This window comes from Sphingobacterium sp. LRF_L2 (assembly GCF_965644235.1).
Classification (GTDB): Bacteria; Bacteroidota; Bacteroidia; order Sphingobacteriales; family Sphingobacteriaceae; genus Sphingobacterium.
This window is the reverse complement of sequence record NZ_CBFFRI010000001.1, coordinates 431,332-452,848: the sequence shown is the minus strand read 5'-3', so window position 1 is coordinate 452,848 and position 21,517 is coordinate 431,332. Positions and strand designations below refer to the sequence as shown.

The following is a 21,517-nucleotide window of genomic DNA, read 5'->3' as shown; positions in this document are numbered from 1 at the left end:
GTAATCATTGAGAAATATTTTTAATAAAAAAACACTAACAAATTTTTAACACTATGAATAATCTTCCCTTATGGAGTGTCTACGACACGACCTAACTGAAATGTAGTAATCAACTTATTTTATTAATGAATAAGGGATGCGGTGGAGCGCACCCCTCAATGTGTAACTCTTGTTGTTCATGGGTCTGGATAACCTATGTCTGAACAACACCTAATTACTAGATAAAAGTGCATAAATATAAGAATTTTCACATAGATAGCAATGTGCTATACATAGTTGCAAGGATTATGCGTTTTTCTATAGCTACCCTTACGGTTTTACTGGTCACTTTTAGTCTAGGTTTCTCTTTCGATTCAAATGCACAAGGCGTGTTGAATCGAAGTGCGAGCATAGAGGCTTCCCATGAAAGCCGTGCTAGTATTCTCAAAGAGTTAAGTCGCCAAACTAAAGTTCAGTTTATTTACAGTGAACTCGAGGATATCCGTACTCCTGTGTCGGTCAAAGCCACCCGACAACCATTAAAGCTGATTTTAGAGCAGATGCTCGGGAAGGAGCTTACTTATGAGCTTGTTGGACAGCGCGTTGTTATTCGGCAACTGCCGCCCGCTATACAGGTTCGCGTACAAGGCTTGGTTACGGATGCCAATGGAAACACACTGGCAGGCGTAAACGTGGGAGTTAAAGGCGAACGTACAGCGACAGCAACAGATGAGAATGGACTTTATTCGATTACGGCAACGTCGCGTGATGTTCTCGTGTTTCGAATGATGGGATACAACGATACGGAGATCGCTGTTGGTACAAAGCAAACGATTAACGTGACCATGCGTGAACGCATGAATGAATTGACCGAAGTTGTAATCAATACCGGGTATCAAAGTATTGATAGAAAAAAGTTTACGGGGGCGGCAGCGACTATTAAGGCCGCCGATGCACAACGTGCCGGGGTACCTGATATTAGTCGTATGTTGGAAGGGCAAGCTGCAGGCGTATCCGTCCAAAATGTTTCAGGAACTTTTGGAGCAGCACCTAAAATCCGTGTGCGGGGGGCAACTTCGATAACGGGTGACAATAAACCTCTTTGGGTTATTGATGGGGTTATCCTAGAAGATATTGTGAATGTATCAAATGATCAATTATCTACAGGTGACCCTTCTACTTTGCTGGGATCTTCTGTAGCGGGTTTGAATCCTGATGATATTGAATCGTTTCAGATTTTAAAGGATGCTGCAGCGACTTCTTTATATGGTGCTCGTGCCATGAATGGTGTCATTTTGATTACGACAAAGAAGGGCCGCTCAAATGTTCCTTCCTCCATCTCGTATACCGGCAATTTTACCACTTTTCTTAAACCGAGCTACAGTCAGTTTGATATCGTCAATTCGTACGATCAAATGTCTGTTTATGCCGAAATGGAAAGAAAAGGTTGGCTGGATTATGCAAATATGGCAAATAATTCCGACGGCGGTGTTTATACGAAGATGGCACAAGGACTGCTGTTTACAAACAATGGGAGTGGATTACCTGTTGTGGAGAATTCTGTCGCAGGTAGGCGTGCCTTCCTCGAACGCTACGTATATGCAAATACCGATTGGTTTGATGTGTTGTTCAAGAACTCCCTACAGCAGGAACATTCGTTGAGCTTAACTTCCGGTTCGGAGCGTAGTCAGCAATACTACTCCACCAGTTATTTACAAGACGACGGTTGGTCTATTGGAAACGGGGTTAGACGTTTTACAGGAAATGTGCGGAGTGATTTTAACATTAACGAGCGTTTGTCCCTGGGGTTGATCACAACAGGTTCTGTACGCGATCAACAAGCACCAGGTTCATTGGGGCAGCGTAGCAACCCTGTTACGGGCGAGGTATCCCGTGACTTTGATATCAATCCTTTTAGTTATGCCTTGAATACGACAAGGACACTAACGCCTTATGATGAGAACGGAAATCTCGAATATTTTACGATGAACTATGCTCCCTTCAATATTTTGCATGAGCTGCAAAATAATAGTATTGATCTTCGTATGATAGATTTTAAAGTACAGGGAGAAGTAAAATATAAATTACCTAAAAAAGTGAACTATACTTTTTTAGGTTCTTATCGTTATGTGTCTACAGCACAAAAGCACCGCATTCAGGAATCTTCGAATATGGCTATGGCTTATCGTGCTGGTACGGTTTATTCTGGACAACCTGAAAATTCGACTATTATTGATGGAAACCGGTTTTTATACACCGATCCGACGGATCCCGATGGACGACCTGTCACCGTGTTGCCGTATGGTGGATTCTATTTAACAAATAATGATGGCTTAAAGAGTTACTACCTTAGAAATAGTTTCGACTGGAATAAGGAATTTGGTTCCTCGCATAATTTACGTGCATTCCTCAGCCAAGAATTGAGATACCTGGACCGCACAACCGATGCGTTTACTGGTTATGGCTATCAGTTTGCACGTGGGGGTGTTCCTTATGTCGATCCAAATGCGATCAAACGTGAGGTTGAGGGGAATTTGAGTTACTATAATGCGAGTGTATTTAGTGACAGACATTTAGCTTTTGCCGGAAACGCGGCGTATTCTTATCAAGGACGTTTTCAGTTTAATGGTACTGTCCGTTATGACGGTTCTAACCAGATGGGGGAATCAGCTACAGCGAGGTGGTTGCCGACCTGGAACTTGAGTGGATCGTGGAATGTGGATGAGGAAGCATTTATGAAGAATCAGGATTTCTTTAATACGCTTACTTTACGAGCAACTTACGGATTGACTGCAAGTATGGGGGCTGCAACGAACTCTAGTTTGGTTGTACGTAGCGCAAGCACGCCAAGACCTTATTTAACGGAGGTAGAGCCTGTGCTTAACATTATCTATAATCCCAATAATGCGTTAACATGGGAAAAACAATACGAAACAAATATTGGTATTGATGCGAGTATGTTTAATCGTAGAATCCAATTCTCTTTGGACCTCTACAACAGGGATGGTTTTGATCTGATTGGTTTGATTCGTACAGCGGGTGTCGGAGGAGAGGCTTTAAAATATGCGAATTATGCCGATATGAACTCGAAAGGTATCGAACTGTTAATCAAAGCGGATGTAATAAAACGGGATAACTGGGGTTGGAAGACACAGTTGACAAACGCTATCAATACAGGAAAGATTACGCGTTTATCGAGTGAACCGTCTATTTGGAATTTGGTGACTTCTATTGGTGGGGCAAAGCAAGGTTTTCCTTATCGTGGGTTGTTTTCCATTGATTTTGAACGTTTGAATGCGGAACAGGGAACACCTCTTTATGTAAATGAAGATGGTACCACGTCAAATAACGTCTATCTGCAAAGTTTATATACAGATTATCTCAAATACGAAGGGCCAGTTGATCCTACCTTTAATGGAGGCTTCTTTAACTCATTTAACTACAAAAATTTCTCAGCGTCTTTCTTGGTGACATATAGTGCTGGTAATAAAATTCGTCTAAATCCTATCTTCAAAAATTCCTATTCTGACATGGAAGCTATGTCTTATGATTTTTTGAATCGATTTGTTTTACCGAACGACGAAGGAACGCCGTCTATCGTAGAAATTAGAAATGAGTCACAGCTTCCTGGGGATCAAGTATACAACGCCTACAACTATTCTACGGAGCGCGTTGCCGATGGCGGATTTATCCGTTTGAAACAGGTGATGTTAAGCTATCAGAGTCCACAAAAATTTGTAGAAAAGCTAGGACTTAAGACATTGTCGTTGAGTATAGTCGGTAATAACCTCTGGTTGATCTATGCGGATAAAAAATTGAATGGTCAAGATCCTGAATTTTATGGATCGGGTGGGGTTGCTATGCCACTGCCAAGACAGTTTACACTATCCTTAAAAACAAACCTTTAAATCAGATGAAGATGAAGAATGTTTTATTATTTGCGGGGCTTTATTTAGGAATCGGTCTATTTTCTGGTTGTGAGAAATATTTAGAAACGGCGCCCGATATGCGCGCAGAAATTGATTCGCCTGAAAAGGTTTCCGAGTTATTAACGTCGGCCTATCCACGGGCTAGCTATATTCCATTTTTGGAATCGATGTCTGATAATGCTGGAGATAAAGGCGCTGCCGCTGGAAGCAATATTTACATCAATAGTGATCCTTGGATGTTCTTGGATGTACGGAATAGGAATGTTGACTCTCCAGATTATTATTGGTATGCTTGTTATGCTGCTATTGCTGCAAGCAACAGGGCTTTGGCGGTAATCGAGGCTCTGGGAGATACGGAGGCTTATCAATCACACAAAGGAGAAGCTCTTCTTGCCAGGGCGTATGCACATTTTATGCTAGTCGCCTTGTATGCCAAAACATATAATCCTATAACATCCGATACCGATCCAGGAATTCCTTATGTAACTGAACCCGAAGAGACCGTGTTGAAGAAATACGAACGCAAGACGGTTTCTTATGTCTACGAGCAGATTGAGGCAGATCTTGTCAATGGGTTGAAACTACTCGATGACAATAGATACAGTGTCCCTAAATATCACTTTACGGTAGCTGCTGCTCATGCGTTTGCTGCGCGCTTTTACTTGTTTAAGCGTAGTTGGACTAAGGTTATTCAACATGCTTCTTCTGTTTTTCCATCCGGAACAGAAGGGGATTATCTGCGGCCTATTAATGCGGTAAGTTATCGCAGTATGGAATACTACAGTAAGCAAGCGGATTACACTATTGCTACAAACCCCGCAAATCTATTGCTTGTGGAGGCACCTTCTGTTTGGGGACGAAGCTTTTCCTCGTATCGTTATGGGGTGACAACACCTATTTTGAGTCAACTTTTCTTTGCAAGTAACGTAACGGGGGGGCGTTATGCGTATATGATCTATGGGGGTACTGAACTGGTTTACAACATGCCTAAATTTCGTGAACACTTTGTGCGAACGGATATCAATGCAAATTATGGAACACCATATAATATAATCCCATTATTCAGTGCGGAAGAGGTCTTAATGAACCGGGCAGAGGCCTACGCAATGTCAGGTGAATTCGACTTAGCAATAGCCGATCTGAATACGTTTGCAAGTAAAAAGGTATTTGCGTCGGAAGATCAACCTGTTTATAGTTCGGATTTACATGCTATCACAGTTGCAAAATTAACACGGTTCTATAATACAGCATCCTTGGAACAGAGTATCGTTGAGGCAACGCTGGATTTCAAGAGACGAGAGTTTGTTTTTGAAGGATTACGGTATCTGGATATTTTAAGACATCAATTAACCGTGTCTCATACCTCGAACGATGGCAAGGATACGTATGAATTAGGACCGAATGACCCGCGGCGGGTATTGCAAATACCTCTTGAAGCGTCCTTGTCTGGTATGGAAATTAATCCACGATAACTAGTCGCTTAAACTTAAAAAACGAAAACGAGATGAAAATATCGAAGATACAATTTTTTAGCATTAGCCTTTTAATCCTCGCTTGTTTTTCCTGTTTTTCCGGATGCAAAGGTGACGAATCGTTACCGGAGGAGGAGATTATAGGCCTCGGTGGAGATGACTGGGTTTGGACCGACCTGGACGAATATCTCTATCAAAATTTTACTTTACCCTATAATATTGATGTCAAGTATAAATGGGATCCTTATGAAGTAAATTATAATAAAAACTTGGTTCCTCCTGATGAAACGAAGGTAATTCCCGTCATGGAGACTATTAAGGCAATTTGGGTTGACCCTTACGAAAAGGTTGCTGGACTAAATTTTTTGAGGACTTATCAGCTGCTCAAGTATGTCTTGGTTGGAAGCGCCGAATATCAAAGTAACGGAACCATCATACTGGGAACAGCTGAAGGTGGAAACCAAATTACGTTGTTTGTAATTAACGATTTTGCAAAATCGGATTACGAAGAGGTTATCCGTATGATGCATACAATCCATCATGAATTTGCACACATTTTACACCAAAAGATTGATTACCCACAAGCTTGGCGTGGTCTAAGTACGCAATGGTATACGGCGACCTGGTTTAATACGAGTAATGCAACAGCAAATACGCAGGGTATGATTACAGCATATGCAAAGGCCGCTGAACGTGAGGATTTTGTAGAAACTATTGCTTTCTTACTGGTGGAAGGCCAAGAGGCTTTTGATGCTATTGTCGCAGCAAATCCTGCGGTAGCATCGACCTTTCGTGCGAAAGAAAATTTAGTAGTCGAATATTTTGCCAAACTGGGTGTGGATTTTAGAGCACTGCAGACTGAGGTAAGAGCCGGAATTGTTAAAATAACACAATAGACAACAAGATGAACATCATAAAAAATAAAATCTATATCTGTGTTGTCTTATTGATCATCACAGCTTGTAGCAAAAAAGATGAATTTGAGGGGGAACGTGTCGATGTACGACTAGGTGCCGTCTTGGAAGAATATCAGAAGCAGCTTGTAGAGGCTCCCAATGGATGGATTGCCTACCTTTTTCCTGCAGGCGGCGGCGGTTATACCTTCAAATTTGATTTTACAGCACAGAATCGGGTTACCATGTCGGCGACTGTAGAGGAAACCTATGCCAATACGCCTAAAGAGAGTTCCTATAGGTTGCGCGCGACGCAGGTACCTAGCTTGTATTTTGATACCTATAATTATATCCACCAGCTAGCGGATCCAGACCCGTTGAAAAGTGGTGGCAGTGTAGGCGAGGGGCATCTGTCTGATTTTGAATTTTCTATTCTGTCTGCAAGTGCGGATACATTGCGCCTTAAAGGTAATCTAAACGGAAGCGAATTGGTCCTTATAAAAGCTACGGCCACACAAAAGGATAATTTCACCGCGCGAGCTTATGCGCAATTGAATGCGATAGCGCAGACAAAGGTATTTCCATATTACTACAATGAGATCACGATCGGTGGAAGTTCATATAACCTGACCTTTAACGCTGATAAAAATACATTAAGTTTCTATGGGACAGACGGAACGACGTTTTCAACGACCTATGCGGCAACAGAAGATGGGGTAGTTTTGCAGGAGCCTTTTGTTGCTGGAAATGTTTTACTGCATACCTTAAAGGGGTTAAATGTTAATACGGCAACGCATACAATCCGTGCAACAGCGGGAGAGCTGAGCTTGCAAACAACAAATAAAGCAACGCCTATTGCAATAGACCTAGCGGCTGCTCAACGGATGTATATAGAACCTTATCAATACGTTTCCTTGGATGCATTTACTGTGAACGGCGTAGAGGACGGCTTTCATATGTCTGATATTTCGGGATATGCTGCAGTAACTTTTTATCCACGTAGATATGTGGATGGCTATGATGCATTTTTTGTGTATTGGAATCAAGCGGCTAATTATGTTGGTCCAGCAGTTAAAACTTCGCTCTCCTCGGATGGAAAAATTTTATTTCACTCGTTAGCAGGCTATGGAAATAATGGTAACCTCGATCTTTTGACTGACGATGATTCAGCGAAAATTCAGGAATTTACAAGCCAAGTGTTATCTCCGGAGGGCTATTATGTCTATCAAACGGGAACGCAGAGTTATGATTTAGTAAGTGTATCGGATAGTAAAATCTGGATACGATTTAATTGATGAAGAGAGAGCACATGAAAAGATATACATTTAATTCAACTATTGTACGACGGGCTTTGTCTATGGCAATGCTATTGTCGTCAGTCCTTATCATGGCGTCTTGTTCCAAAGATAGTTTAGAGGCAATACCTGTTGAGACATCTTTCGAGAAACCTGATGTAGCATTAGCTAATTTCGTAAATGAATTGGGTACGGCTACAGATGGATGGGAGTTTGGTTTGGCAACTTCGAACGTAGGCTATTTTGCCGGATACCTTGATTTTTCTGAAACATCGCTACAATTTACGGTAGATGCTTTTGCTGCTACACATAGTGGTTTGCAGTCAAATAATTATCGGACCTTCGTTTCGAATACCAATCCTTCCTTGTCTTTTACTACAGGCATATTTAACGATTTTGCACAACAACAGGGTAATATAGATACCGCGTACACCTTCCAGGCGATACGTCAAGATTCTATTTTCTTGCTGGGAAACCGGTTTGGAAACCAACTGACTTTGGTTAAAAGTAGTTTGGCGAAAGCGACGGCATATAAGGAAGACGGGATAGCCAAATTGATACATAGCGTGTCTGACTTGGCGAAATTACCGCGTTATTTTAAACGAATGGTCGTCAATGGCGCCGAGTATGATTTACATTTCAGACCCGAATTGAAAACGTTGTTCATTCATTACGGAGGAACCGAACGATTTAAGGTTCATGAAACGGCATATGCGCCTACAGCAACTGGTGTCGCTTTACAAAAGCCGTTGGTAGATGGTGTGAATGTTATTTCGTACCTCGACGATTTCCTGGTAGATGTAGAGAAAGGCGAACTGGCTTTAAGTACGAATGGGATACCGAGAGTATTTACCAACGAATATGCGCCTTCCGCGTACGATGTAAATGCTGCGGTTAGGTTTTATAATAACCCACCTTATCAAATCAACATCAATTATCCTGACGAAACGGTTGCTGAACGTTATAGCGCCAGTACAACTGGTTTTACCGTCGCTGGAGTTGAAGACGCCTATGGTCTTCAAACAATTGCTGGTTTTAACTTCTTTATGTTCATTCATAAACTTTCTAGACAGGAATATGGTGCTGCTTGGTTTGTGATAGGTAATACCTTAAGCAATTATGGGCCTGCAGTGTTGCGTCAATATTCTAATGCCGGAGGTATCATCCGATTTGTGCGCTTAGGAGAGTTTGCTTCTCCTCCCGCCGAAATTGCTACTATCATCAACACGACAAGTAGCACATTTACGGATGAGCTTGGTTTTTTTGTGGTTCACACAGGAGGTGTCAATTATGATTTGGTATCAATAAATGTGACAGCAGGACAAAAATGGATTCGATTTGAATAAAGTAAATTCTTAGAGAACAATGCAAAGACAATTAACATATATATTTAAAATAACGAAGTTGGGCATTACCCCTATGAGAATTATTCTTCTCTTGGTATTTTCCATTGCACAACATGTTTATGCGCAGCAGACTGTGCAAGGACATGTGGTGGACGCTTCGACGAATAGACCGCTGGAAGCTGTTTCCGTTCAAATCAAAGGGAATACGCACAAAGCCATAACCGATAGAAATGGGAACTTTACGATCAGTATTCCAAGGGAAGGAACAGTTCTTGTTTTTAGGCATATTGGCTATCAGCAAAAGGAGATCACAGCGAGCACCTCACGCGTTGAGGTTGCATTGACCGTGGTAACGAATACCATTGATGCGGTGACGGTAAATAATAGTAAACGTGTCAATACAGAAATGGCTCTTTTGGAAGAACGTCGTAAAGCTGGTATTATTCAGGATGGTATTTCGGCCGAGCTGATGGAACGTACGGCCAGTATTACGGTAACACAGGCGCTACAACGTGTGGTTGGGGTAACGGTTACCGATGACAAATATGTGGCGATACGTGGACTTGGTGATCGAAGTGTCATTGGACAACTCAACGGCGCACGTTTAGCATCCTCCAACCCTGATCGAGCTGCTATTCCTTTGGATTTAGTACCTGCTTCGTTGCTCGACAACATCACAATTTTTAAAACCTTTACGCCTGATAAACCAGCAGATGCAGCATCAGGTATCATTGACCTGAAAACAAAATCGGTTCCCGATAGCATGGTTTTCGAGGTGATTGCACAAACGGGTTACAACTCCAATATTGGCATTGGAGGCCGGTATAACAGCTTCCATAATAGCGAAATGGGAATTCTTGGGACACGGATTAATCAGAAAAATTTGCGACAGGACTTTTTAGATCTTGCGGATCAATATCCGAATGGCTTAGGTTCTATTCAACGTTTTATTGCAAATAGCAATTATGATGTAGCTGCTCAGCAAGAGATGTCGCGTATTAATGGAATTATGCAAAGCTTTGATCAGAACCTAACAACGAAGTATCGTAATGCCCCTGTGAATCAATTGTATTCAGTGAGTTTTGGTAACAGCTATAATGTGTTCAAAAAACATAAATTAGGGGTTATTCTAGGCGGGAATTATTACCGTCGAACCACAGATATTTATGAAGGAGAACTTACGCAATGGAGTGTTTATCAAGGTGTGGTCACCGGTAACCCTTATGTCTATAGTCGAAGGAATATTCCGAATTATATCACACCCAATAATTTATACTTAGGTAAATATCAGACTTACAAAGAAAATACAGGAACAGAAATACTGAATTACGGCGTTCTTGGTGGTTTGGCCTATCGCTTCTCTCCGCGACACGAGATTGGTGGACAATTTATGGGGTCTTGGGGAGGCGAAAATGCGGCAACAAATATGCACGGGAGCTATGAATATACAGGTCTGCCTGGCGACGTAAATAGCTACATTTATTCGTTGAAGCAAACCTATAGGAATTTATACACCTATCAGTTTCATGGTGAACATAAGTTCTTGGCAAGCGAATACAGTCCTAGGTTAAGTTATAGCGTTTCAACATCGGTTTCCCGTCATAATGATCCCGACTATCGTTTTGTTTCTTTGGCGGATTATATGCCGACCGGTGGAGGAAGATATACACGTAATGTGACAACAGATGAAAATAGTCCCTACGATTTTTCGGAGACTGTTGCTACAGATCATCTCTATGCGTTAACATCGGGCTATGTGAATGGTTATGGTACTTATGGAATTATTCAGGCTGAGCCCAACGGAAGACGTTGGCGGCATTTGGAAGAGAATAATTACAATTACAAAGCTGATTTATTGTTGCCTTTTCGTCTTTTAGGTGCAAAACAGGAGTTTAAAATAGGAACCAATTACCTACATAGAAAGCGCGTTTTTACAGAGAATCAGTTGTTCATACCGGGTTCTAATTTCTCTAACCGAGGAGCAGATGCGTTGTACGATGTTAATGGCGATCTGAACCGCCTAGTGAGCAACGAAATTGTGGGTGTCCGTTTGCCGAGTAGCCCGGTGGGAGAAGGTGCTATGCCACTCAGTGGGTTTATCTACAATAGCCAAAAGTCTCCCAATAATTACGACGGTTATTACGAAACCAATGCTTTTTATGGAATGTTGGATATTAAACCGATAAAGAAATTACGCCTGACAGGAGGTGTTCGCTTCGAAACAACCGACATGGGCTCTATTGTAGATACGGCTGGCGTATTTTTAGACCCTTCATTGACAACACCAAGTTCAGATGGAACGAAAGTGCCATTGTTGTTAATCGAACCAAATTCTTTGTACAGAACAGGCTATAAACCTTTTTATGCCTTAAATGCGGTGTATAGTCTGAAAGACGGTTATATGAATATTCGTGGGGCATATAATACGACGCTTGCACGTCCTGAGCTGCGCGAGATTACGAATGTTTTTGAGTATGACGCTTTTCAAATGGGTCTCGTTGTCGGAAATCCAAGTCTAAAAAATCAAACGACACAAAATCTTGATTTTCGTTGGGAATGGTTTACAGGGCCAGGTGAAGTAATCGCTGTTTCAGCATTTGGCAAAAGGATTCACAATCAATTAATCAAGGTTTTTAGTTTACAGACAGAGGGGTTGGCAGCTACTTATCCTGAGTTTCCGGTTATCCGCTTCGAGAATGAACCGAATATTGGACAAGTCTGGGGGATGGAATTTGAAGTTGTGAAAGACCTGGGTAAGGTTTATGAACCTTTACGCCATTTTTTCTTGGGAGCAAACCTGATGTTGGCTCAGAGTGATATCAAGAAAAGTGAACAACGTTACCAGGCAAATCTGACATTGGACAGAAACACACCAAAAAATAGCCCGCTTTTCGAGCAAGCTCCATATAGTGTAAATACATGGCTTAATTACGCAAATAAGCGTTGGGGCTCAGATTTTACGGCAACTTTTAATATGGTAGGCGAGCGTCTGGTGCAGATTAATTTGATGGGAGAGCCCGACTTGTACAGCATGCCAGTACCTATGCTTGATTTAGTTTGGAGCCAACGTATACATAAACGTCTCGTTTTTAAAGGCTATGCCAAAAATATACTCAATCCAGCTATTAAGACCGTCTATGCCAATCCTGAAACAGGAGGAACATGGTATGGGAAGGAATATATCCAGCGGAGCTACAAAAGGGGGGCAGAAATTATGATGGGTTTTACTTTAAATATCTATTAAAATGAAGAACGTGTTTTCAACGATATATCGAACGCTTGTGCTTTGCATATTCTTTTCCTTGTTTGTTATATCCTGTAAAAAAGATAAGCTGGATTATACTTATGATCATTCTCCCGAAGTGTTTGAATCTTCTGCAGTACGTCTAGTCAATTTAGTAGAATATAGTCAAGTGTCTATAAATGACGAACTGTTGACCAATACGACTGGTACGCCGACGACCCACTTTAAGACTGATGGTGCTTTGGAAAATACGTGGTGGATTCCACAAGATATGTTTGCAGGCAAGAAGTCACTTGATCTTGCCGTATCAGGGCGTATTCGTACTGTTGCAGGTGTTGATAGTGTCTACGAACCATCTTTGCGTTTTACGGTGAATAATCAGGCAATGGATTACTACACGATTTGGCCTGGAGGACGTGGTCAGGCAAACATTGTCCCCGTGGAACGGGATAATGCGGCCCCTTCTCGGTCTGATTATTTTAAAATCCGTATCGTGAACCTCGCTAAGCAGGTTGAACCACTATCTGCAGCATATCCGTCCTATACGGGAGCCTTAGAGAATCTGGTGAGTGCTATTACACTGACCTATGCGGATGGTACTCCTGTTAGCGACGCAACCAGTAACATTTCTGTAGGCAAACGGACTTCGGAGTATATAGAACTTCCTTATGGAACGTATCAATTTAAAATCCTGACCACCGATGGCCGACAAATCTCTGCTACCGTTCACGGAAAATATGAAGATCCAGAAGCGGCGCGATTGTTAGATCCTGCAACTTCCCGTATTCCGATGGTTATTCCCGGTGCTATTGCTACTACTCAAGTTACGGGGTTAACGTATGCACCTATGCAGGCCTATCAACCTGGAGGTGTCTATACGTTGGTTGTGGCTCCTTTTAGAATGAGTTATCGTACTCCGGCCTCTTTGTTAAATCAGGTTGCATTCCAGAATCAATTCAAGATTATTGAGGATAATGTTGTACCTGTTAACCAGAGTCTGGCCAGAGTTCAGGTAGTAAATGCGATGCCTGGATCTAATGTTTCTTTTCGTTTAAATGGAATGGGGATGGGGAGCACTATCGCTTTTGGCGGAACTTCCGACTATTCAATTATTCCTGCTGGAACTTACACTGTAGAGGCAGAATCGCGTGTAGGAAATGTTGCTGAAGTATTATCTTATCCTATTGGTGCAGGTCAGAATCATACAGTATGGTTATTTCCTGATGAAAATGGAAATCCAAAACTAGATGTCGTTGTCAATGACTTAAGTGGTACTTTATATGATCCTTGGAATGAAGATGATGGCGCAAATAATCGATATCAATATACGATGGCTTTTGGTATTCGATACCTTAATCTTTGTCCCGACGTGCCTTATTTAAGCTTTACGATAAACAACGGACAGGATATGCGAGATTATTGGGTAAGTAACATTGTCCCTATATTTCTTCTTGGAGGTAGTTATGTTTTTCATTTGGATGAGTCAATGTATAATCTGACGCCAGGGAAAATTGTAAAGGAATTTCCGTATTCCTGGTGGCGTTGGGATACTGCGATGCTTTTTGAATTTATGGCCTACAGGTCTACGCCGGCCGCTACTCCTGGTGTTTGGGCGAAGGATATACCAACTGTACCAAGCACCGATTTGATTAAGCGTCCTGAGTTATATTGGGCAGCAGGCCGAGCAGCGCCAACTTACGAGCCTGGTATCTACACCTTTGCCTTAATCGGTAGAACGGGAGATAACGTTCCTGATGAACAAAAAGCAAGGATTTTAATAGTTAAACACAATCGATAGTTTTAGCAAATAGATATGAATAATAGACCATTTGATATTCGACACAAGATATCTACTTTCTTACAAGAACTGCATTTTTCGTTGCCAAAGCACAAACCCTTAACTGCATTTGCTGTGTGCTGTGTGCTTTTAATTTTGTCTAGTTGTCGAAAAGTAGAATATACCACTCTTGATGATCCAGCCTATTTGCGCGTCTTCAATAGTTTGAAATATTTCCATGTCCAAGAAACAAAGGGAGATACTGTACCTTATCTTTGTTTATTAATCAACCCGACGCTAAATTCAGAGGGGATCCCCACAGGGGCCGAAATTGTTGGAGATTTTCTCGACGTACGCGACCGTTATGCACCTCCTTATCCGAGCCATATTGGTGTAAGTACAAGTGTCGATAATCCGGAGTATCCTGGAAAAGCAAGTGTACTTGTTGGGCCCGTTTTAAATGGGTTTGATTTAAGCTCTTGGGCGCAAGTACCATCGGGCGAATTGCGGTTTATGTTTTGTTATCGCCCTAAAGGCGTAACCACTAAGTTTTTCGATTTGCCCGTACGCGAGCGAAGGAATATTCTTATAGATACAACCTTAAATTTAAAATCTGGTGAGGTCTATACGATGAATGTATTGATGAAAGACTTTCTGAAGAAAAATGTGGGCGTATTGATGCGCGAAGAAAATTTCCATAAGCAAGCCTTTTCAGATTCTTCTGTATACGTTAACTTTTATAATTACAGCGCAGATAATTACTGGACATCAGACATTACGCTAAAGGTTCCAATGGGGCAGGAAGGTGAACATCTCTTTGTGCAAGGTATCCGCGACACAATGAATGTCTTTTATACATTAATGGATAACCAAGAGGTAGAGTATAATTTAGCGCAAGACCGAGTTCGACTTTTACGCCCGGGAGCTACTTCTGTTGATTATCTAGCAAAATATATGATGACGCTCTATCGTGATAACAAATCGACAAAGGTTAATACTTACCATAGCTTTCCTATGTGGATTAAGAAGGATGATAATCGTATTTATACCGACATTTGGCAGCGTTTTTTCTTTTTAGCACCTGGAAATGATTTATCACAGATGAATTCGTTTCCAATAACATCTAATGTATCCTCAAAACTTACAGAAAATGGCAGTAATCTCGCTGTAATAAATTGCTTGCTAAATGGGCCTCGTATTTACACTTCATTGACCAACAACCTGATTTACAATACGGGGATTAACTTTCCAAATATGATTGTTAGCACGCATTCTGATGTGAATAATCCACAGTCGTTTTCGACGGTAAATACCATCGAGGTCGTCAACGGAGAAGCTTATCTTATGACAATTCAGCGGCGATACGCACCTCCGGTATATTGATAATTTTGAAAACAAACGAATACAAGCTTGAATGTGACCGGGAACTGTCCCCGTTTTTTAAGCAAAAATCTAATACTATGAGATTGAAAAAATATAAAAATCAATTTACAAAATGGTGCTGCTGTATCCTGTTTTTAGGATTGCTGCAAGCCTGTGAAAAGCCTGAGATACGACTTAACCAACCCAACGAAGATGTACGCTCGTTAGGTGGGTTTATTGGGAATAATTTCGACTACACCCTGTTTGCTGAGGCCTTGAAGTATACTGGATTGATGGACTCACTGACGGATAGCCCCGGCCCATTTACGGTCTTGGCTCCAAATAATACAGCATTTAATCTGCAAGGAATTACCCACGTATCTCAATTTGCATCGATGGATAGAGATAGTCTGCGTCAAGTTTTAGCTTATCATATTTTGCCTTATCGATTAATGGAGTCTGATATACCTGTTGATATGATCGATCTGCGTTATCAAACGCTATCTGGAGAACAGCTATATGCTTCGAGAGCCATGTCTACGATTGGTTCTGCGACAGCAACTAATCCTTTACTTATCAATAGTCAGCTCTACTTTTCTGGAGCATATTCTTATGCTCAGAATAGGGATTTCGAATTTTCTAATGGTGTAATGCATACGTTAGTAAAGATGATGAAACCCTTTGGAGGGCAAACAGTGCAGCAGTGGTTGTTGTCTAAACCACAGTATAGTATTTTGGTGGCTGGTTTGAAAAAGTTCAATATTTGGGACTCGATAGAAGGTGAGGGACCGTTTACTGTCTTTGCGGTTAACAACGATATTTTTGAGCAGTGGGGAATTACGGAAGAAAGTATCTCGGAGATGGATGTGAATGAATATGTTGGTGCAAGACTTTTCGGATCCTATATTATGTACAACAGGCATTTTTTTATCTTGGATTGTAACTTCTTCATGTGGACGCAGGATCAACGTTGGTATGTTGCGCCTGTTCAGGGAGACGAAACGTACAATCATCTATTTATAGCGAGGATGGAAGAGCCTTCAAGTTTGACTCTAGATATGTATACTTTAGCTTTGTCACAACTGAAGGTGCCTTATAGTTATGGGTTCACAAGCGCAAATGGGCAGAAGGCTTACTTTAATCAAGAGAATTTTTTAGGAAGTGGCAGGCAGGTCCTTCGTGACTATAATGCAGGACGTTTTCCAGCGTTGAACGACAATGTTTGCGATAATGGTGTTGTCCATGATTTGCAGGCCGTATTGGTTATGCCGGATGAGGCTAGAAAGTAATCAAATTTACGAACGTATGAAAAGAATTAAAAACAACATGACAATAGCCCGCTACTTCTTTTTTTTGTGTCTGGGAATGCTTGCATTCGCGAGTTGCCGTAAAGAAGAATATATGCCTCCTGCTGTAGGAGAGATTATTCCTTACGAGGATAGTATTTCGATGAAGCTGGATAATTATTTAGCAACATCCCCTTATACACTTTTTAACCAAGCTTGGCAAAAGAGTTCATTAAAGGATTTACTTTCAACTCCGTCTACAACGAAATATACAATTTTAATCCCTGAAAATACCGCATTGCAGTCTTCCGGTTGGTCCGAAACAGCGATTAATGCCGCATCGGTAGAGAGTTTAGATGCTTACCTAAAGAGATACGTACTGATGGGTAGAATTACCGAAAGCCAACTGCTCAATAGAGGAGAAAATTATCCGGCAGTGAGTTTATTGGCTGATGCGAATCTACGTTACGCAAATAGTACCCTTTACAGTGGGGTGACGTATGACTTCTATCGTTTTCATGCATTGCTAGGCATTTCTCAAAATCAGCTGATCGTCAATGGTCGGGAACAAGGAGTTGTACAGGCAATATCTACAGAGGAGGCGACAGTTTATCCAATAGAACATGTTTTAGCGTTGCCAACGAAAACAGCTTGGCAATATTTAAAGGAAGATAGTCGATTTAGTTTGTATACTTCTCTATTGGAATACACAGACAATTGGTATAAGGAGATTTTTCGTGTAGCAAATGGCTATGCTCCTTCAGAAGGACATGCCTTGGCTCAAACCTATAACAGGAACTCTGCTGTGCGTTATAAAATGACAACAGAGCGATCAGTGGAAGGGTATGACTTTATCCCCGTGCTAAGTACCTGGTTTATTCCTACGAATGAAGCTTTTGAAAAAGCGGGATTTCATAGTCTGGACGATTTAATTGCTTATAATAGAAGTCGCACTTTGCCACAGGCAGTTTGGCATATTCCAGGAGGTACAACAGCTTCCTATTATCGCATTGTGGGCGAGTTTGCAACCGACTCGTTGTTGGATAATCATCACAATTGGGGGCGCCGTTCCGCAAGTATTGAATTCGCTGCAACTTCAGCAAAGTGGAGTTTGTTTTTTACGAATGATCTTCGGAGCGAGTTATTGGGTAATTATATGATAAACTACCAACTGCAGCCCATTTACTTGCCAGGAACAATCGGTACGCCACTGGGGTATGAGGGTGTTGCCCAGTACATACCTTTCGATATACAGAGAACATCTTCTGCTATCAACTTGCAGTCGAAGGAAACGCAAAAAATAGCAAAACTTGTCGAAGGGGATGTGCTCACATTAAATGGCGTTATTCACGTACTAGATAATATTTTAGCACCGGAGGGATTCTAAAATGAATAAATCGAAGATTATGTCTAAATCAATTTATATGTACATACTTGGCCTTTGCTTAGTGTGTCTTGGAGCTTGTTCTCCTAAGGACGATTACTATAATGAGGTTGATTACAGCTTGATGGGGTATGTATTGTCCGACAATTCAGATAATTTCAATATATCCTCTTTTGGGGCGTTGATGCGTCGAGGAGGTTTAGATAAGGTATTGCTTGAACCAGGACCTTTTACAGCATTTGTTCCTAGTAATACTGTATTGGGAGAGCCAGAGACTATTTATGGTTATTCGGCAGTAGCCGCGAGTAACCTGGCCAACTACCATGTATTAAATGGTGAATTTGAATTAGAAAAATTACCATACCTTTTTAACCAAGAAATTAAAACAAGAGGGGGTAATCCTGTCTATGTAACACATTGGATCAATGAACAAGGTGTAGGTGGCGTGGATACCATTATAACGGTAAATGGTGCACGGGTGTCACCCGTTCGTATTGATTGTAGCAATGGTATAGCTTATGTTATCAATAAAGCGTTAAGTCCAAATGTGTATGCGAACGTTTGGGACGCTATTGCCGATGAGGAGGATATTACCTTGTTTTCGCATGCCGTTTTTCGCACGGGTTTAGATCAGCTGATCTCGCAGGGTGAAGGCGTTTATACGGTTTTTGCACCGAGCAATACAGCGATGGCTGCGCACGGATTTACTTCTGTTCAATCTGTAGAACAAGCCGATATAGACGTACTTACAGAGCTCGTCAAATACCACATCCTACCCGATCGTCGGTTTATTAACGATTTTGCCTTAACTATCCCATTGAATGATGGGCAGGTCGTGATCAGTGATCCGTTTATAGGAAATATATATGGAACGGCAGGAAGGCAGTATGGCCGTATGCTTAACGGAAATACGTTGACCTTTCGTGTGCAATATTATCCGCTTTTTAATTGGCATATGTTAGAGTTGATTGATATGACAAATACAAGCATGTTGGTGTCAAGTCTGTTGACAGGCGGTAAAAGTGATATAATGGCCAATAATGGTGTACTTCATGTTATTGATGGGGTACTTAAAACAGAAAACTAAAAGCTTTTATAATTTAAACATCAAGTTTGATGAAATATTTAAATAGATATTTTACAATGTTCGCAATCATTGTGACAACATTGTTAACAACGAGCTGTAAGAAAGAGACAGGAGGAGATGAGAATAATAATACTGCTTTTCAGGTGGATCATTTTTATCCGAACAGTGGAAAAGGTGGTACCTTGGTCACACTAGAAGGTGATGGTTTTGACAATGATCGAAGTAAGCATCGCGTTACATTTAATGGCATAGAGGCGGATGTATTGCAGTCAAGTCAGAATGAAATTATCGTACGTGCTCCTGCAGAAGGGAGTAGTGGGAAGATTGTTCTGTACAAAGGGGCAAATGCGTTAGAGGTGGGAGAGTATAATTATCAATCGTTAAGTGTACAACGCATAACACCTCAAAAGGCACAGATTGGTTCTCAAATTCGCGTTATAGGAGAGGGTTTTGGCAGTCTGATTGCTCCTATTACTGTAAAAATAAACGCTATAGAGGCTACTGTGGTGAGTGCTCGGGATACCGTCCTTTTGGTGGAAGTGCCAGATGGTTCCGGTACTGGAGCTGTTGAAGTTAATTTAGACGATGAAGACGCTTCGGGACCATTGTTTACCTACATGGCTATTCGTGAAATGAAACCCTTGACAGGAGGAGCGGGAACGCGAGTTACACTTACAGGTGAGGGTTTTGAAAGTTTACCAGAAGATAATGAAGTTACTTTCAATGGTGTGCGTGCCCAGGTTTTAGAAGCATCAGCAAACCAACTGCTTGTGGTAGCTCCTGTAGATATTGCATCAGGTCCAGTAGTTGTCAGTATTGACAATGAGCCTGTAGTTGGACCGATTTTTACAGTGGTACCTTTTCCTTCAATAACGGTGGTTACCCCATTGAGTGGTCCTGCTGGAACGGAAATGATTATCAAAGGAAATTATTTTTCTACGGTTGCGAATGAAAATAAAGTCTTTATTAACGACACAGAAGTTACATTAACATCAGTTACTGCGAATGAGATTCGCTTGAATATTCCTGGAGGTACGGGCACAGGTACCTTGGATGTAGAAGTTAATAACCAACGTACAGTTGGACCGGAATTTAGGGATCAGAACTTAGGTGTTTTGTCTTTTGCTCCTGATAACGGATTGGCAGGGACACAAGTCTTAATAACAGGGACAGGATTTAGTTCGAATTTAGCCGAACACACTGTCACATTTAACGGTGTAAGAGCTACGGTGTTAGGTGCAACATCTAATACGTTAACTGTCGAAGCTCCAGAAAATTTTACAACAGGGTCAATTAAGGTTAGCAAAGATGGCTTTGAAGCTTATGGAGCTACGCCCTTTTATAAGGCAGGTGTTTTCTCGCTAGGTGCGGGCGCTTTGAGTATTGCTAGTACTGGCGGTGCATTGGCTGTTGACGATAACGATAATCTATATGTTTTAGAAGTTAATACGCAGCAAATTAAGAGAATCACAGCAAGTGGTCAAGTTTCTGTATTTGCAGGAAGTGGCATGCAGGGGAATACGGATGGTGAAGGACAGGCTGCTTCATTCCGCTTGGACATCTATTCGGGTATTGTTTTCGATTCAAAAACGCAGCTGCTATATCTTACGGATGTTGGGAACCAGTCATTACGTGCTATTACTTTGCAGGGAAAAGTAAGTACAGTTATTCCGACCATGGGCAGTGTTATTGGTAAGCTCGATGTGCGTAGTGATGGCTTACTCTATATTCTTAAAAGTTTAAACAATACGATGTGGGTCGTATCACCTACTTTGGGGACAGTAGAGTCTTATAGTGGTGGATATACCGTTGCGGCTTCCCGCGATCGTAGACCTGCGGTTAGTCCTTCCGGAGGAATATATAATATTTATAGTACTGCAACAACTTATTTGCATCGGATTGTAGCTAATGCTGGGGGAACACGTAATCTCACGTTCGCAGGAAGTACTGCTACCGGTTATATTGATGGTGTAGGAAACGTGGCACGTTTTAACCAGATTAATGGTATGGACATGTTAGATGCTGAAAATATGGTCCTTATTGATGGGTTGAATTTCGCTGTTCGAAAAGTCAATATAAATACAGCCACCGTTTCTACTATTGTGAAAGGAACGGAAGGTTTTCAGGATGGAGACTTTAGGACGGCCAAATTTAGTAATTCCGTTCGTGACATCGCTGTAAACTCCAATGGCTCCGCAATCTATGTTCTAGATTGTGGAAACAATGTTGTGCGTAAGATTCAATTGCGGTAAACAAAAAGGGGAGCTTAATTAGCTCCCCTTTTTGTTTGTTATACAGTTTATTTTATTCGCATCATAGTACGATGGTTAGCTTTTGTTTGACAGCACTGTCGGACATATTGGCAGTGACTTTTTTAACGGTTTTGGGGTAAACAGCAGGGAATTGTCATCGGGACTCCATATTTGGGAACTAAGCTCTTTTGTAGAATCGTCATGTTTGGGA

At 41.4% G+C, this 21,517-nt stretch carries 12 protein-coding genes; all 12 read left to right on the top strand.

Features of this window, described 5'->3' with window-relative positions:
* Positions 1 to 287 precede the first annotated feature (287 nt).
* The 12 genes from ACSZOX_RS01860 (at position 288) to ACSZOX_RS01805 (ending at position 21,306) form a co-directional block, all read left to right on the top strand.
* Entirely contained in the window at positions 288 to 3,887 is a 3,600-nt protein-coding gene (locus ACSZOX_RS01860; RefSeq protein WP_437918044.1) for a SusC/RagA family TonB-linked outer membrane protein, read from the top strand.
* 11 nt (positions 3,888 to 3,898) lie between these two features.
* Positions 3,899 to 5,380 carry a RagB/SusD family nutrient uptake outer membrane protein gene (locus ACSZOX_RS01855; RefSeq protein WP_437918043.1) on the top strand — a complete coding sequence of 494 codons (1,482 nt, stop codon included), beginning with the start codon at positions 3,899 to 3,901 and terminating at the stop codon, positions 5,378 to 5,380.
* A 32-nt stretch (positions 5,381 to 5,412) separates the two neighbouring features.
* On the top strand, positions 5,413 to 6,276 hold the full coding sequence (locus ACSZOX_RS01850; RefSeq protein ID WP_437918042.1) for a substrate import-associated zinc metallohydrolase lipoprotein: 864 nt from the start codon (positions 5,413 to 5,415) through the stop codon (positions 6,274 to 6,276).
* A gap of 8 nt (positions 6,277 to 6,284) precedes the next feature.
* Positions 6,285 to 7,568, top strand: a complete 1,284-nt coding sequence (locus tag ACSZOX_RS01845; RefSeq protein WP_437918041.1) for a DUF4302 domain-containing protein — start codon at positions 6,285 to 6,287, stop codon at positions 7,566 to 7,568.
* 14 nt (positions 7,569 to 7,582) lie between these two features.
* Positions 7,583 to 8,914, top strand: coding sequence for a DUF4302 domain-containing protein (locus ACSZOX_RS01840; protein WP_437918040.1), 1,332 nt, complete (start codon positions 7,583 to 7,585; stop codon positions 8,912 to 8,914).
* Between the two features lie 19 nt (positions 8,915 to 8,933).
* On the top strand, positions 8,934 to 12,158 hold the full coding sequence (locus tag ACSZOX_RS01835; protein WP_437918039.1) for a carboxypeptidase-like regulatory domain-containing protein: 3,225 nt from the start codon (positions 8,934 to 8,936) through the stop codon (positions 12,156 to 12,158).
* A 1-nt stretch (position 12,159) separates the two neighbouring features.
* Positions 12,160 to 13,956 (top strand): DUF4397 domain-containing protein, encoded by a 1,797-nt coding sequence (locus ACSZOX_RS01830; protein ID WP_437918038.1) that lies wholly within the window; start codon positions 12,160 to 12,162, stop codon positions 13,954 to 13,956.
* 15 nt (positions 13,957 to 13,971) lie between these two features.
* Positions 13,972 to 15,318: a hypothetical protein gene (locus ACSZOX_RS01825; protein ID WP_437918037.1), complete on the top strand. Its 1,347-nt coding sequence runs from the start codon at positions 13,972 to 13,974 to the stop codon at positions 15,316 to 15,318.
* 77 nt (positions 15,319 to 15,395) lie between these two features.
* Complete coding sequence (locus ACSZOX_RS01820) at positions 15,396 to 16,586, top strand: fasciclin domain-containing protein (protein WP_437918036.1); 1,191 nt, start codon at positions 15,396 to 15,398, stop codon at positions 16,584 to 16,586.
* 16 nt (positions 16,587 to 16,602) lie between these two features.
* Entirely contained in the window at positions 16,603 to 17,970 is a 1,368-nt protein-coding gene (locus ACSZOX_RS01815) for a fasciclin domain-containing protein (RefSeq protein WP_437918035.1), read from the top strand.
* 19 nt (positions 17,971 to 17,989) lie between these two features.
* Positions 17,990 to 19,054: a fasciclin domain-containing protein gene (locus tag ACSZOX_RS01810; protein ID WP_437918034.1), complete on the top strand. Its 1,065-nt coding sequence runs from the start codon at positions 17,990 to 17,992 to the stop codon at positions 19,052 to 19,054.
* A gap of 56 nt (positions 19,055 to 19,110) precedes the next feature.
* Positions 19,111 to 21,306 (top strand): IPT/TIG domain-containing protein, encoded by a 2,196-nt coding sequence (locus ACSZOX_RS01805; RefSeq protein ID WP_437918033.1) that lies wholly within the window; start codon positions 19,111 to 19,113, stop codon positions 21,304 to 21,306.
* Positions 21,307 to 21,517 lie beyond the last annotated feature (211 nt).